This is a genomic window from Neobacillus niacini (assembly GCF_048572935.1).
Lineage (GTDB): Bacteria > Bacillota > Bacilli > Bacillales > Cytobacillaceae > Neobacillus > Neobacillus niacini.
The window spans coordinates 1,633,375-1,647,268 of record NZ_CP183883.1 but is presented as its reverse complement, the minus strand read 5'-3'; the positions used below and the strand labels follow the sequence as shown (position 1 = coordinate 1,647,268).

At 41.6% G+C, this 13,894-nt stretch carries 13 protein-coding genes; 2 read left to right on the top strand and 11 right to left on the bottom strand.

Going from position 1 to position 13,894, the window contains the following annotated elements; genetic code table 11:
* Positions 1-89 precede the first annotated feature (89 nt).
* Positions 90-599: a DoxX family membrane protein gene (locus tag ACN6MT_RS07785; RefSeq protein ID WP_419955402.1), complete on the bottom strand. Its 510-nt coding sequence runs from the start codon at positions 597-599 to the stop codon at positions 90-92.
* 704 nt (positions 600-1,303) lie between these two features.
* Complete coding sequence (locus tag ACN6MT_RS07780; protein WP_419955401.1) at positions 1,304-2,197, bottom strand: LysR family transcriptional regulator; 894 nt, start codon at positions 2,195-2,197, stop codon at positions 1,304-1,306.
* A 148-nt stretch (positions 2,198-2,345) separates the two neighbouring features.
* Between ACN6MT_RS07780 and ACN6MT_RS07775 the strand changes: the two genes are divergently transcribed.
* Complete coding sequence (locus tag ACN6MT_RS07775; protein ID WP_419955400.1) at positions 2,346-2,957, top strand: chromate transporter; 612 nt, start codon at positions 2,346-2,348, stop codon at positions 2,955-2,957.
* Between the two features lie 87 nt (positions 2,958-3,044).
* Entirely contained in the window at positions 3,045-3,518 is a 474-nt protein-coding gene (locus ACN6MT_RS07770; RefSeq protein WP_419955399.1) for a chromate transporter, read from the top strand.
* Positions 3,519-3,566: 48 nt separating this feature from the next.
* Here the strand turns inward: ACN6MT_RS07770 and lacD are convergent, their stop codons facing one another.
* From lacD to ACN6MT_RS07725, 9 genes are all read right to left on the bottom strand, one after another.
* Positions 3,567-4,574: a tagatose-bisphosphate aldolase gene (gene lacD / locus ACN6MT_RS07765; RefSeq protein ID WP_419955398.1), complete on the bottom strand. Its 1,008-nt coding sequence runs from the start codon at positions 4,572-4,574 to the stop codon at positions 3,567-3,569.
* A gap of 14 nt (positions 4,575-4,588) precedes the next feature.
* Positions 4,589-5,524 carry a tagatose-6-phosphate kinase gene (gene lacC, locus ACN6MT_RS07760; RefSeq protein ID WP_419955397.1) on the bottom strand — a complete coding sequence of 312 codons (936 nt, stop codon included), beginning with the start codon at positions 5,522-5,524 and terminating at the stop codon, positions 4,589-4,591.
* Positions 5,521-6,687, bottom strand: coding sequence for an N-acetylglucosamine-6-phosphate deacetylase (nagA, locus tag ACN6MT_RS07755; RefSeq protein ID WP_419955396.1), 1,167 nt, complete (start codon positions 6,685-6,687; stop codon positions 5,521-5,523). The genes lacC and nagA overlap by 4 nt, the downstream gene beginning before the upstream one ends.
* 19 nt (positions 6,688-6,706) lie before the next feature.
* Entirely contained in the window at positions 6,707-7,873 is a 1,167-nt protein-coding gene (locus ACN6MT_RS07750) for an SIS domain-containing protein (RefSeq protein WP_419955395.1), read from the bottom strand.
* Positions 7,874-7,889: 16 nt separating this feature from the next.
* The gene (locus ACN6MT_RS07745; protein WP_419955394.1) at positions 7,890-8,759 is read right to left on the bottom strand and encodes an ROK family protein; all 870 of its coding nucleotides are present in this window, start codon (positions 8,757-8,759) and stop codon (positions 7,890-7,892) included.
* A 27-nt stretch (positions 8,760-8,786) separates the two neighbouring features.
* Positions 8,787-10,031, bottom strand: coding sequence for an anaerobic sulfatase maturase (locus tag ACN6MT_RS07740; protein WP_419955393.1), 1,245 nt, complete (start codon positions 10,029-10,031; stop codon positions 8,787-8,789).
* Positions 10,032-10,617: 586 nt separating this feature from the next.
* Complete coding sequence (locus tag ACN6MT_RS07735) at positions 10,618-11,376, bottom strand: carbohydrate ABC transporter permease (protein WP_235847186.1); 759 nt, start codon at positions 11,374-11,376, stop codon at positions 10,618-10,620.
* An 89-nt stretch (positions 11,377-11,465) separates the two neighbouring features.
* Complete coding sequence (locus ACN6MT_RS07730; protein ID WP_063254345.1) at positions 11,466-12,413, bottom strand: carbohydrate ABC transporter permease; 948 nt, start codon at positions 12,411-12,413, stop codon at positions 11,466-11,468.
* 60 nt (positions 12,414-12,473) lie between these two features.
* Positions 12,474-13,730, bottom strand: coding sequence for an ABC transporter substrate-binding protein (locus tag ACN6MT_RS07725; protein WP_419955392.1), 1,257 nt, complete (start codon positions 13,728-13,730; stop codon positions 12,474-12,476).
* Positions 13,731-13,894 lie beyond the last annotated feature (164 nt).

Genomic DNA, 13,894 nt, shown 5'->3' with positions numbered 1-13,894 from the left:
TCACCCAATTCCGCCTGCCATTATGGGTAATTTTTAACGCAAAAAAAAGACGATCCGGGGGGAACGAATCGTCTCTTTGTACCTATTGGTTAGGCTGCTGCATTATTTTTACTAGTATAAGTCTTTGCTGTTTTACGGATGAATGGTACTACCCAGCGGTCTAAACCATATTTACCAGCGTTGAAGCCTGCTGCTAAGATGATGAAGCCTAAGAAAATATCTGTTGGGTTATGAGATACTGTTCCTGCTAAGAAGAAAGAGAAGTTCATTACTAGACCGAAGAACATAGCTGCTGTTGTTAAACAGCCTAATAGAAGTCCTAAACCGATTAATGTTTCGCCCCAAGGAACGATGAAGTTGAAGACGTCAATGTTCGGTAAAGCAAAGCTTTCTAGGAAGTGTACGTACCAGCTATAAACCATGTTGCCATCTGGACCTTTTACTGGATTAGCAATCGCTCCTTTTAGGAATCCAGCTGCGTCAAATCCGCCTGTAATTTTATGAAAACCAGCTGTGAACCAAGAGTAACCAAGATATAAACGAATAACAGTTAAAATAGCTGCTGAGATTTTATTTTCTCTTAAAAATTTGTTAAACATAAGTCATTCCGCCTTTCAAAATTGGCTGTTCTTTATACTTACACTATATTGGATATTGTTGGTTAATAACATAGGTATAGTATTAAGTTCACAGTTTGTTTGAAATGTTATGACGGAATGTTGAACAGCAAAAGATTCACGACTTAAACGATAACCTAGACTAGAAATCAAGAGCTTGTTAATGGCCGAATGCCAGATCGCTTGACTTGTCCTCATGACCTTGGATTGAAGGACGAATCCCTTGGCTCGCGTGTTCGTTTTGTCCCTAAGAACCTAGATTGAGGACAAATCCCTTGGCCCGCGGGTTCGTTTTGTCCTCAAGACCCTAGATTGAGGACAAATCCCTTGGCTCGCGCGTTCGTTTTGTCCTCAAGAACCTGGATTGAAGGACGAATCCCTTGGCTCGCGTGTTCGTTTTGTCCCTAAGAACCTAGATTGAGGACAAATCCCTTGGCCCGCGGGTTCGTTTTGTCCTCAAGACCCTAGATTGAGGACAAATCCCTTGGCCCGCGCGTTCGTTTTGTCCTCAAGACCCTAGATTGAGGACAAATCCCTTGGCCTGCGGGTTCGTTTTGTCCTCAAGAACCCGCATTGAGGACAAATCCCTTGGCCTGCTCTCCCGATTTGTCCTCAAAACCCCTTTTGCCAGTAGTCTTAGCCCTATTTTTCTACCTTACTATCACCATTCATTCAACCAAAAGTATTTAAAGCACACCATTTTGGATGAACTCTAAGAACTGAGAAACGCCGATTTTATTAAAGCGTTGCTGTTTTTTAACAAGCCATAGGTTCCTAGATATGACGACACCTTCAATCCCTACTTCTCGTAATAGTCCAAGCTTCAGTTCTCTAGCAACCGTTAGTCTTGGCAGAATACTGATTCCTAATCCTGCTTCAACAGCACTTTTGATGGCCTGCGTACTGCCTAATTCCATATAGCTTTCCATCTTTTCTACTATCCCATGTTCTCTTAAGGAGTTCTCCACAATTAGTCGTGTTCCAGATCCAGATTCCCGCCAAATCATCCGTTCATGAATCAGCTCTTCAATCTGGATTTGTTCTTCCCATACATGTTCCGGTGAACAAACCACAATGAGTTCATCGTCAGCGAATTTCTCAACGATAAATTCCTTATTCTCAACCAGTCCTTCTACCAGGGCCATATCGATGACATCATTCGATAAGTCTTCCAAAACTCCTGGCGTGTTTTTTATAGTTAACGTCACTTTAATATCGGGTGTTTGTTTTTTATAACGCCCTAATAAGCTCGGTAATAGATACTCACCGATTGTAAAGGATGCACCGACATGGAGGTTTGTATGATACTCACCCATTGCCTGTTTGATGCTTTCCTTGGAACGATGAAAATCATGAACAATGGATTTGGCAAATGGATATAACATTTTTCCAGCACCTGTTACCTTCAGCTTTCCATCGGTTCGATCAAATAACAATGCACCATAAAAATTTTCCAGCTGGTGAATTTGTCTTGTTACAGCAGGCTGAGAGACATAGCTTAATCTTGCAGCCTGACTAATACTTCCTTCATCTACGACTAAACAAAACATTTGGAGACTCTCTATATTCAAAAAACTCATCCTCCACAACACAACTATCTTTTCTAGTATTATATTCCACAGGCTATACGTTTTGGTTATAGCCTATAAATTTATTGCAATTTACCCTTCAAGCCCAGTCTGATAACCTTAGTATATAGATTCTTATTCCCGCACAGGAGGGATAAACATGAAAGAACGTTGGAAAACACTGATTGAAATCTTTTGGACCTTTTTTAAAATAAGCCCTGTTACATTTGGAGGGGGCTTTGCCATGGTCCCTCTCATCGAAAGAGAAATAGTAGAAAAACGAAAATGGCTGGACAGCGAGGAAGTAGCAGATGTGTTTGCTCTATCGCAAACGATACCCGGATCGGTGGCCATTAACTGTGCCACTTTTGTTGGCTATAGAGTTGGCGGAGTAAAAGGAGCAATAGCCGCAATGATCGGGGTTTCGCTTCCCACTTTTTTAATCGTTCTCGCTTTAGGAGCGTCCTACCTTTTCATTCATAATCATCCAAAACTAGAAGCGGCATTTGTATCGATAAGAATCAGCATTGTAGCCATTATTATCTATGCAGCCATTAAAATCGCCAAAACAGCGATTGTTGACAAAACCACCTTCTTTATTACGCTTGCAGGGGTTCCGGTATTGTTTTTTGTTCATCCAACCGCCGCCATTCTGCTCGGAGCCTTAACCGGTGTTGTAGTGGTTTTTTCAAAGAAAAGAATGGGCTACAAACATAAGAAGAAAAAGGATCCTGCCACGAACCCTGATTATTTTATGGGGGCTGGAATCTAAAAACGAGGAGGACTAAGCATGGTGTTATGGGAACTATTCCACACATTTTTTTACATGGGGTTTTTCTCCTTTGGAGGAGGATACGCCATGATGCCCTTTATCGAAGCAGCGGTTACAAAATACGGCTGGATGTCCTCCGAACAGTTAACCAATATGATTGCGATTGCTGGTATGTCCCCGGGTCCAATCGCTGCCAATAGTGCGATTCTAATAGGTTATTCAACAGCAGGAATCAGCGGTGCCATAATAGCTGCTGTAGCCATCTTACTTCCCTCATTGATTTTAGTCCTCATTGCAGCTGCCTTTTTTGTGAAAATGCACCACAATCCCTTGGTAGAAGCGATGTTTTATGGGTTAAAGCCGCTTGTTACTAGTTTAATTATCTTCGCCGCAATAAGTTTTGCCCAATCTAATCACCTTGTTGCCATCAATGGCTCTTTTCGTTCCATAAGCTTATTGATCATCTTTGTCCTATCCTTATTCGCCTTATTAAAACTTCGTTGGAATCCTATCTATGTAATTGTTCTTTCTGGGCTGATAGGAATAACGCTCTATTCATAAGACAAACAACGAAAGGCCGGTTCTTGATGAACCGGCCTTATTACTAGCTTAAGAAGATACAAGATTACTATTTTGAACCTTATCAAACCAGGAGCTCGCTGATTCTTTCAAAACAACATTAAGTTCTTCAATATTCTTTTTGCCCACGACTTGTAACCATTCACGACCTGCTTGTTCTCCGCCGGAAGCAAAAGGAGCCACACCGTCTTTCCAGGTTGCACGGCCGCATAATACGCCATTAAAGCTGGAACCTGATTTCTTAGCAAATTTCAAGGTCTCTTGGAATAACTCAGCACTTACTCCCGCACTTAAAAAGATAAATGGCAGGTCTGTTGCTTCACTTTGCTCTTTAAAATACGCTGCAGCTTCTTCTTGACTATAGACGGTTTCACCTTCCGTGTAACCTTCAACAAAGTTCATGTTGACAGGAACTTCTACTTTCAAGACATCCACATGGTACTGCGGTTTGGAAAATTCCCTCATCGCCTCAATCACCTTATGCGGCTTCACTTTGGCATACTCTTTACTTTTTACATCCTCATTCTCGGCGTCATACGATACGATTTCTAAGAAAAACGGAATATCTTCAGCCACACACTCCGCTCCGACTCGTTCCATATAAACATGTTTATAATCATTGATTTTCTCATTTTCATCCACATCATAATACAATAAAAATTTAACGGCATCGGCCCCTGCCTCTTTTAATCGTTTCACAGACCATTCTGGTAATAAATCAGGAAGACGGCCCACGGCTGTAGCGTCATATCCTGTCTTTTCATAGGCAACTAATAATCCAGCGTCCTTGCTGCGGACTTTTGCCGCCGGAAGTCCATATTCTGGATCTAATAGAATCGCAGTAGAGTAGGGTGTTAATTCTTCCGAAACCAATTCTTTAAAGGTGATAATGCCTTCATCTCCGACATCATTCGTACTTCCCGCTGCAATCATTTTTTTTAATGACCCGCGCTGGTCAATTGCTAAAGCTCCTATCACACCATTTTCATCGGATAAACGTTTTAAAGCTGCTAGTTTGTTTTGGGTTACTTCTATCATTGGTATTCCTCCTATCAATCTATTCTTTCAACCATTACCAAATCATAATATTGGTCAAACTTGTTCATGTTTATTGAACCGGTTCCTGCTTCCATCGTATTAAGCATTCCTGTCGTCATAGCGGTTTTAAGAACTTCCTCGACAGGCAGATTCCGAATCAGTGCCACCGCTAACCCTGCAACAGTAGCGTCTCCAGAGCCGACTGGATTCACCACATCTATTTTTGGGATGGTAATCCGGTATTCATCACCAGCATGCCTTACAAATGCACCATCCTTACCCATCGAAACGACAATCCAGTCAATTCCTTTAAATAACTCCTGATCCAAAGCATGTTTCAAACTGCTGATACTGCCATCTACCTCAAAGCCAAGAAGTTGAGACAATTCCTCCGTATTGGGCTTGATCGCCAATGGTTTTTCTTTATGTAACAAGGCTTTTCTTAATGATTCACCAGAGGTGTCTAGTAGAACGGGAACTCCCTTTTTCTGACTCAACGTTAGCATTTGTTGATAAAAGTCAGCCTCCAGCCCCTTTGGTAAACTGCCTGAAATCGTCACAAATGAAACCTTAGACAACAGGTCATTAAATTTCCCTAGAAAAGCTGCCCCTTCTTCTTTCGTTAAGGTTGGCCCAGATTCTAAGATTTCCGTTTGCATGCCTTCATGAAGAATGGCGATACAATTTCTCGATTCTTTTTCAATTTTTAAAAATTCACTGGGAATATCGCTTTTATTTAATTCTTGAACGATGTAGTCGCCGATTGTTCCGCCGAGTACCCCCGTTGCCAGGACATCTTCTTCCATTTGTGTGATCACGCGGGCAACATTTAAGCCCTTGCCTCCCGCCGTTTTCCGCACATTTTCCACACGATTCACACCATCTAGCTTGAACGCTTGGAGGTGATAGGAAATATCAACAGATGGATTCATGGTGACCGCTAAAATCATCGCACTCCCTCTTTCTGTACTTGATAACGGCATACTCCATCAAGGTACGTTGCAAGTAATTCGAGATTAGGATTCAACACAATAAAGTCGGCACTATAGCCAGCGGCAATCTTCCCGCATTCCCCATCCATCCCAATGCTTTTAGCGGGAGCTGTACTCGCCATATAGATGGCTTCCTCGGGTGTCGCAATTCCCCATTCGACGACATTTTTAACGGCATCCTTTAATTGCAAAATACTGCCTGCTAAGCTGCCTCCTGGTATTCGGGCAGCTCCGTCCTTCACCTCTACAGGGAATTCCCCCAGCTGATAGTTTCCTTCCGGCATGCCTCCAGCCATCATACAATCAGTTACCAGTAGTGTTTGGTCTCTTCCGCGTGCATTCATTAAGATGTTAGCGGCAGCGGGATGGACATGGTGTCCATCACAAATGATTTCGGCAAAAACATCTTTAAGATTCATCGCTGCACCAGCCATCCCCGGCTCACGATGGTGCAGAGGACTCATTCCATTGAAGGTATGAACAAAAATAGAAGCGCCTTTTTCAACTGCATGTTTTGCTTGTTTATACGTGGCATCGCTATGCGCTAACGCCACCGCAATCTCTTCGCGAACGGCATATTCAATAAATTCTGCTGCACCCTTTCTTTCGGGAGCAATCGCAATTTTTCTAACCAATTGTTTGGATTGTTTCTGCCATGTTTTTAATTTTTCAATCGAAGGGTCACAAAAATAGTTCGTATTTTGCGCGCCTTTATGTTTTTCGGTAAAAAACGGTCCTTCTAAAAATATCCCTTTAATTTTTGCTCCACGAACTTCTGTGTAGTGGGTACCAATCATTTCAACCACAGTATTCAAGCTTTCTGTTGAGGAGGTTAAGGTGGTCGGTAAAAAAGATGTTACTCCGCAGGAAAGAAGCCCTTCAGAAATCTGATTCAGCCCTTCAAAATCACCGTCCATAATATCGTGATTCAGAAATCCATGGATATGTGTGTCCACTAAACCAGGAGCAATCCAGTGACCTGCGTAATCAATGATTTCTGCTGCCTTATCTGGCAAAACTTCCGAAAAATCACCGAATCTTCCGTCTTTTATTTTTAAAAAACCAGGACCTGTAACCATTCCCTCAAGAAAAAACTTATCTGCGTAGATAAAACGTTCCATGCCTATTTCCCCTATCATGTTACTGATATTCGTAAATCGTTACGCCTTTAACCACCCTGTTTACCGTTCCTGTCGGGGAAGGGGTATCCGGTGTATTCCCTACCTTGATCGAAGCAAGCAATGAAACGGTTTGCCCAATCATGACAAAAGGTAATGCCAAGTAGGCATCTGGTATCGACCCGGCCTCGCTGCCGAATGAGAATGTGTGCCCATCATAATTGATGTCTCCATCCACACCGATGGCACAAATGTAACTGGCCATGTTATCCTGCTGCATTTCTTTTAAAATATCTAAATCATATTTACGTGTATAAGGGTGGTTGGAAACAAATACAAACACTAATGATTTGTCATTCACAAATGATTTAGGTCCATGGCGGAATCCCAATGGTGAATCATAGGCCGTAACAATTTTTCCCGCGGTTAACTCTAGTATTTTCAGCTGCGATTCTCTTGCTAATCCCTCTAAACTGCCAGAGCCTAGGTAAATGATTCTGTCAAAATCACAATCGATTATTTCTTGAATAGCTTCTTCTCTTCGTATAACACTTTCACCCATTTGACGAATGGTTTTCACAATAGACCCTTTCTCTTCCATCGACAAAGGATCAAAAACAAGTAAGGCCGTTAACGCCATGCAAGTATAACTTCCGGTCATGGCAAATCCCTGATCATTCGATCTTTCAGGCATCAAGAGCAATAAATTATTCTCATCACCTTTAGCCAGTTGTGCTAATTTACCATCCTTTGCACAGGTAATGGTCAATTGATACAAGGTGGTTACGATTTGCTCAGCTAATTTTACGGCAGCGACACTTTCCGGGCTGTTGCCGCTTCTAGCAAACGAAACCAGTAATGTCGGAAACTCTGCTTTTAAATACTGGTAAGGATTTGACACTAAATCGGTCGTCGGAATACTGAGAATTTCCCACTGGTTTTCATCAATTTTGCCTTTTAGATAAGGTGTGACCGTTTCACCGACATAAGCAGATGTTCCAGCGCCTGTAAAAATGACTCGAACCCTGGCATGCTTCATCGATAATTTCAGGAAAAACTCTTCTATCTCTCTGCTTTTTTCTGTATACAAGGCATAGGCTTCATCCCATAACTCCGGCTGTTGTTTTATCTCTGCCGTTGTGATCGAGGCACCTAATGGCACTAATTTTTCACTGCTTAATGTAAACATAATGACTCACTCCTTATTAGATTCTTTCGAATACGCGCAATCCTGCACCAATAACCCCATTATTTTGCGCCAGTGTACTGATGCTCATTTGGTCTAATAGATGCTGCTGTTCAGAAATTTGATAGGTTTTTAGCTTTTCTTTGATTAACTCAAGCAGAAAAGGATTATTCACGATGACACTGCCGCCAAATACCATTTTATGCGGGTCTATTAAACTAGAAATGGAATAGAGCCCTTGTGCTAAATGATTGGCCGCCTCATCGATGATGGACTGAAATTCCTTTGACCCGTTTACAAATCCAGTAAAGACATCCTTAGTCGGAACCCCTGCTATATTTTGAATCCCTGGACCGGCAGCAATTTTCTCCAGCCGTTCATTTCCCTCTTTCGAAAGAACCGGAATCAACCCTAGTTCACCGGCGAATCCAGCTCCTCTCAAAAAGGAACCATTATGGATGATAGAACAAGAGATTCCTGTACTGAGCGTCACATAGACAAAGGTTTCATTACTTTTTCCTTGTGCCGCTTTCCACTCCGCAAATGCTGCCATATAGACATCATTGTCCACGGTGGTTGGTATGGAGCCAAATTGCTCCTGCAGGCGAGCAGCAATCGGAAACTGCTGCCAAGGTAAATTGTTTTGAAAAATAGCGATACCGTTCTCGCGATCAACCTTTCCTGGTACCCCAACACCGATACCTTCAATCTCTGAAAATGAAGTTCCACGAAGAACTTGTTCTACCGCTGTTACGACTTGTTTAAACATACTTTCTCGGTCGGAAGGATCGCTTTTCACTTCCTGACGGTAAAGCAATTCTCCCGCTTCCGAAATAATTCCCGCCGCAATCTTTGTCCCGCCGATATCAAGCCCGATGGCCTTTTTCATCTCTCTCACCTCAACAATCCAATTTGTCTAATTTATTAACAGCGCTTCACAGCACTTCTTAAACTTTTTCCCGCTGCCACAAAGGCAATAATCGTTCCTTTCGGGCTTCCTACGACCTGATTGAAGATGATTGCTCAGCCATTGTCGTTTTATATTTTCTGCAAGCCTTTCCATTCTTTCATGTGCATAATCATAAATTTGGAGATAACTATCGCAAAAATAATCCGGGTGGATGGCTTCATCCATTTGCCGATTTCTCGGGCAGCCTCCATGGCATAACTTCAGATACTTACAGCTCTTACATTTATCCGGTAAATTTGGTTTCAAGCTTAAAAACTCAGAATATATCGGACTAGTTAACAAATCCGAAAGGTCATCTTTCCCAACATTCCCGAGCTTATAATCGTCATTGATATAAAAATCACAAGGATAGGCATCTCCGTTTTGTTCAAGGATAAGCGTTTTCGGACATGATTGGCGGTGTACACACAATTCAGCCTCCTGATGTAAATAAACACTCAGCATATTATCAAAAAATCGAACAGAAGTTGTCGGATTTCCGTCGTTATACCAAAGGTCAAAGGCCTCACATAAAAACTGGCCATATTGCTCTTGGGAAATCAAATATCGCCCTGGCTTATTTGGTTCTTGGGCGCGGAAATCCATGCAAGGAATAAACTGAACATGTGAAAAATCCTCACTCTGATAAAACTCCATCAGTTCTTTTGCCCGTCCAACATTATTCTCTTGAACGACAGTGAGAATATTAAACTCTACCTGATATTTTCGTAAGAAATCGATCCCGCGCATCACTCGGTCATAGCTGCCCATTCCATGACCAGTGACTCTTCGGGCGTCATTGATTTCCTTCGGCCCATCGAGGCTGACACCAATTAAAAAATTGTACTGTTTAAAGAACTTCGCCCATTCCTCAGTAATAAGGGTTGCATTGGTTTGAAGCACATTACTAATGATGGTATTTTTAGGTGCGTACTTAGCTTGTAAGAAAACAACCTGTTGGAAAAAATCCAGCCCGGCAAGAAGCGGCTCCCCCCCTTGCCAAGCAAAGGAAGCAACGCCATTGGAAAGGGACATGTATTCTTTTATAAACTTTTCAAGGACGACCGGATCGATTTTATCTATTTTCCCTGGCTGTCCGCCGCAGCTACTATAGTAGCAATAATCGCATGCGAGATTACAAGCCTCTGAAACAGTTTTCCACATGACACCGATTTGGCCATGATTCTTGGAAGTTAAACATGCTTGCGCCATTTTTGGTCCTCTCCTTACAGAAAATGAAGATTACTATTCTCATCATATCCGCCCACCCTAGCGGGGATGGGTTGTTGGTACAAGTTGTACTTTTAAAAAACTCATAGACACCAGACTATGAGTTTTTTAGAATATCATTTATTCAGAATTGAAATGGCAGCAAACATCCTGACCTTCAAACCGAAACTTTCAATCTTATTAAGGTTAATTTTACATCACAAAACTTGTTGGGTCAACCCAACGAAAAAGAACTTTTTTACTTTTAGGCTGTGTTAAAGAATACTGTTGATTTAAGAACCTGTTGATTGGAGCGGAAGGCGCTCGACTCCTCGAAAATGCTATCGCATTTTCTTCGTGCGTGGGCAAATTCGAGGATGTAATTCAATGTCCTGCGGGATGCACGAGCTGAGTGAGACCCCGCAGGTCGGGACGACCGAGGAGGCTCACGGGCGAGCCCGCGGAAAGCGTAGCGCCTCGTGACAGGAAAGACCGCCTGTCCCTGCGCTGATAATTCCAAGAAGCTTTCCTTAGTGGAGCGTAAATCAACAGCCTAGTTTAACACAGCCTACTTTTATATACTGTCTATTTATTTTCCGCCCGTGACGGCAATTCCTTCAATAAATTGTTTTTGCAAGATGATAAATAAAATCAACATCGGCAGGATAGCTAAGAAGGAACCCGCCATTAGAATCGGATAATTCGTTAAATATTGACCTTGCAGCGATGACAACCCGACAGAAAGAGTCATGGATTCAGGTGAACTATTCACAATCATCGGCCACATTAATTCATTCCAGCTCCAAAGAGTAGTGAAAATACCCAATGCAACCAATCCAGGTTTGGCGAGAGGAAGCATAATCTTCCAGTAAATTTGGAAGTGGTTACAGCCATCGAGTCTAGCTGCTTCCTCCAGTTCTTTTGGAAGTCCCATAAAAAATTGACGCAGCAGGAACGTACCGAAAGCGCTAAACAATCCAGGGACTATGACCGCTTGCAATGTATTCAACCACCCTAACTTCACCATAATCATATATTGCGGCAATAAAAACACTTGCCCAGGAACCATTAGCACAGATAAGGCGAGCATAAACAAAATATTCCTGCCTGGAAATTCAATCCGGGCAAAAGCATAGGCAGCCAACGAACAGAGAAACAACTGCCCTGCGGTTCGTAAAATGGTCACAATAAAGGTATTATACATAAATTCAAAAAAGGGCAGCAGCCCAAAGACCTCTTTGTAATTCCCCCATTGGAAATCCTCCGGAATAATCACAGGCGGGACATGAATAGACTCAGCATAGGTTTTTAATGAGGTTAAGATCATCCATAAAAAAGGTAAGACCATTGCCACCGATCCTACTATAAGGACAAAATGGATAAGGAATGTTTTATTATTCAAAAGCTGTTTCGATCTTTCCAATGATTATCCCTCCTTTAGTCATAATGAACCCACTTTTTCTGTAAGACCATCTGAATCGCTGTGATGATCAGGATAACAGCTAATAAGAGAACAGCGATAGCTGCAGCGTATCCCTTATCATTTAATACAAACGCATGCTGATAGAATAAATACACAATCGATTGTGTATTTTCCAATGCTGTACTGCTTTTTCCAATCATCATGAAAATTAAATCAAATACTTGAAATGCCCCAATGAGCGACATAATGCTTACAAAGAAAATAACAGGAGAAAGCAGTGGCAGTGTGATTTTAAAGAACACCCTGATGGGACCTGCCCCATCCATTTCCGCTGCTTCGTAATAGGTCTTCGGAATTCCTTGAAGCCCAGAGAGGAAAATGACCATGTTATAACCGATTCCACTCCAGATGGCTACCACAATAATCGAATATAAGGCAATTTTCGGATCACTCACCCACTGTGGCCCCTTAATTCCGATTAATGATAAAAGATAGTTTAGCAGTCCGTAATCGGAATTATAAAGCCATTTCCAAACCATTGCGATCGCAGCCGGCATGGTAATGACCGGTAAGAAATACAATGTCCGATAAACCGATTTCCCCTTAATATTCTGGTTCAGGAGAACAGCTATTAAAATAGAAAGGAAAATTCCAATTGGTACAGTAAAAATAATATATATTGCTGTATTCTTAAACGATTTTAATAGATTCGTATCCTCAAGCATACGCTTATAATTATCTAACCCCGTCCACTCATACTGCCCAAATGCTCCCCATTCGGTGAAACTAAAGTAAAAGGTCTGAATGATGGGCCACAGGTAAAAAATAACCAGGCCTAACATGAGAGGAGTAATCATGAGATACGCCCAGAAGTAATCCGATCGTTTCCTTGTCTTTGCTAAATTAGAAACCTTAAATTTTTGATTTGCTTTTACTTCAACCTCTAAAGGAAGTTCCTTCACTATATTCCCTCCTTTTTAGAAAAAAGAAGAGAAGAATTTAATTCTCCTCTTCAATTTTTTCTATTTCTTTGATAAAGCCTCATTTGCCTTTTTCGTTAACTCTTTTACAGCATCTTCGACACTTTCTTCCTCACTCCATGCCTTCTTAAGAACATCCGTTTCATACTGCCAGATTTCCCCTGTGCTTTTCACACTCGGCAGTGGAACAGAGTATTCAACACCATCAATATAGGCTTGAAGGTTTAAAGTTGGAACGGCTTGAATCCAAGCTTCCTGTGTACCATTATAAGCAGGAATAACGGTACCTGTTTTTGCAAACACTTCTGCTGCTTCTTTGGAGCCCAGGAACTGGACAAACTTCCAAGCCGCACCCTTATGCTTTGTATTCGCTGCAATAACATTGGATAACCCATGAATAGCTACCGCGCGCTGTTTGCCTTTTGGCACAACAGCAACGTCCAAATCAGGATTTTGCTTATACTCTGGAACCATCCAAGGTCCATCAAACATCATCGCGATTTTCCCTGAAGCGAAGAGTTCAGAAGCAGCTGTTTCCGTCATTTGCGCTTGGGTTGGAGATAAGCCTTCTTTAATAAAACTGATATTGTATTTAAGTGCCTCAATTGCCTCAGGTTTATCAAAACCTACAGATTTGCCATCTTCGGAAATAATATAACCGCCATTTTGCCAAATGAAATCATAATAACCGCCTTGGTTGCCCATTAAAGCTGCATAACCCCAAATACCCTTATCCTTATTTGTCAGTTTTTCAGCAGCTTCCTTTAACTTGTCCCAATCCCAAGTTTCATCTGGATATGGCACACCTGCTTCATCGAAGATTTTTTTGTTATACCATAAGCCTGTTGTATCAAAATCTTTTGGAATACCATATACTTTTCCATCGACTGTATAAAGATCAATTAATGATTCCGGATAATTATCTAAGCTAAAGTTATCTTGCTTTGCAAGCTCACTAAGCGGAAGAATAACCTTCCCTTCAGCATATTGCTCAACATGTGCACCATTCATCCACATAACATCTGGCAAGGCACCCCCAGTGGCTGCTGTTTCAAGCTTTTGGAAATACTGCCCATACGGAGTTAGCTCTGTTTTCACTTTAATGTTTGGATTTTCTTCGTTAAATAACTTAACGATTTCTTCTATGGCAGGAACTTGCTTCTTATCCCAAAAACCATATGTGATTTCCACTTTTTCATCTTTTGTATTACCTGAAGTTGTATCACTATCACTGCATCCAGCTAACCCAATTAATCCAAAAATGACAGTTAAAAGCAATAGTAGTAGCCACTTTTTCATCTTATTTCCCTTCTTTCATATCATGTTTAGTAGATTACTAGCGAAATACTTCTAGTACTAAAATTCCCCTTTGATAACCCTTACATTTTTTCATTTTTACTCTAGCTAAATTAAATTAGAAAGACATACGAAATCTGGTTTGGATAACGATAACCACCTCCCTA

What these genes read in the sequence shown, in the direction of transcription:
- ACN6MT_RS07785 (WP_419955402.1), bottom strand. Translation starts at nt 599, where the DNA reads ATGTTTAACAAATTTTTAAGAGAAAATAAAATCTCAGCAGCTATTTTA.
- ACN6MT_RS07780 (WP_419955401.1), bottom strand. Translation starts at nt 2,197, where the DNA reads ATGAGTTTTTTGAATATAGAGAGTCTCCAAATGTTTTGTTTAGTCGTA.
- ACN6MT_RS07775 (WP_419955400.1), top strand. Translation starts at nt 2,346, where the DNA reads ATGAAAGAACGTTGGAAAACACTGATTGAAATCTTTTGGACCTTTTTT.
- ACN6MT_RS07770 (WP_419955399.1), top strand. Translation starts at nt 3,045, where the DNA reads ATGATGCCCTTTATCGAAGCAGCGGTTACAAAATACGGCTGGATGTCC.
- lacD (WP_419955398.1), bottom strand. Translation starts at nt 4,574, where the DNA reads ATGATAGAAGTAACCCAAAACAAACTAGCAGCTTTAAAACGTTTATCC.
- lacC (WP_419955397.1), bottom strand. Translation starts at nt 5,524, where the DNA reads ATGATTTTAGCGGTCACCATGAATCCATCTGTTGATATTTCCTATCAC.
- nagA (WP_419955396.1), bottom strand. Translation starts at nt 6,687, where the DNA reads ATGGAACGTTTTATCTACGCAGATAAGTTTTTTCTTGAGGGAATGGTT.
- ACN6MT_RS07750 (WP_419955395.1), bottom strand. Translation starts at nt 7,873, where the DNA reads ATGTTTACATTAAGCAGTGAAAAATTAGTGCCATTAGGTGCCTCGATC.
- ACN6MT_RS07745 (WP_419955394.1), bottom strand. Translation starts at nt 8,759, where the DNA reads ATGAAAAAGGCCATCGGGCTTGATATCGGCGGGACAAAGATTGCGGCG.
- ACN6MT_RS07740 (WP_419955393.1), bottom strand. Translation starts at nt 10,031, where the DNA reads ATGGCGCAAGCATGTTTAACTTCCAAGAATCATGGCCAAATCGGTGTC.
- ACN6MT_RS07735 (WP_235847186.1), bottom strand. Translation starts at nt 11,376, where the DNA reads ATGGTCTTACCTTTTTTATGGATGATCTTAACCTCATTAAAAACCTAT.
- ACN6MT_RS07725 (WP_419955392.1), bottom strand. Translation starts at nt 13,730, where the DNA reads ATGAAAAAGTGGCTACTACTATTGCTTTTAACTGTCATTTTTGGATTA.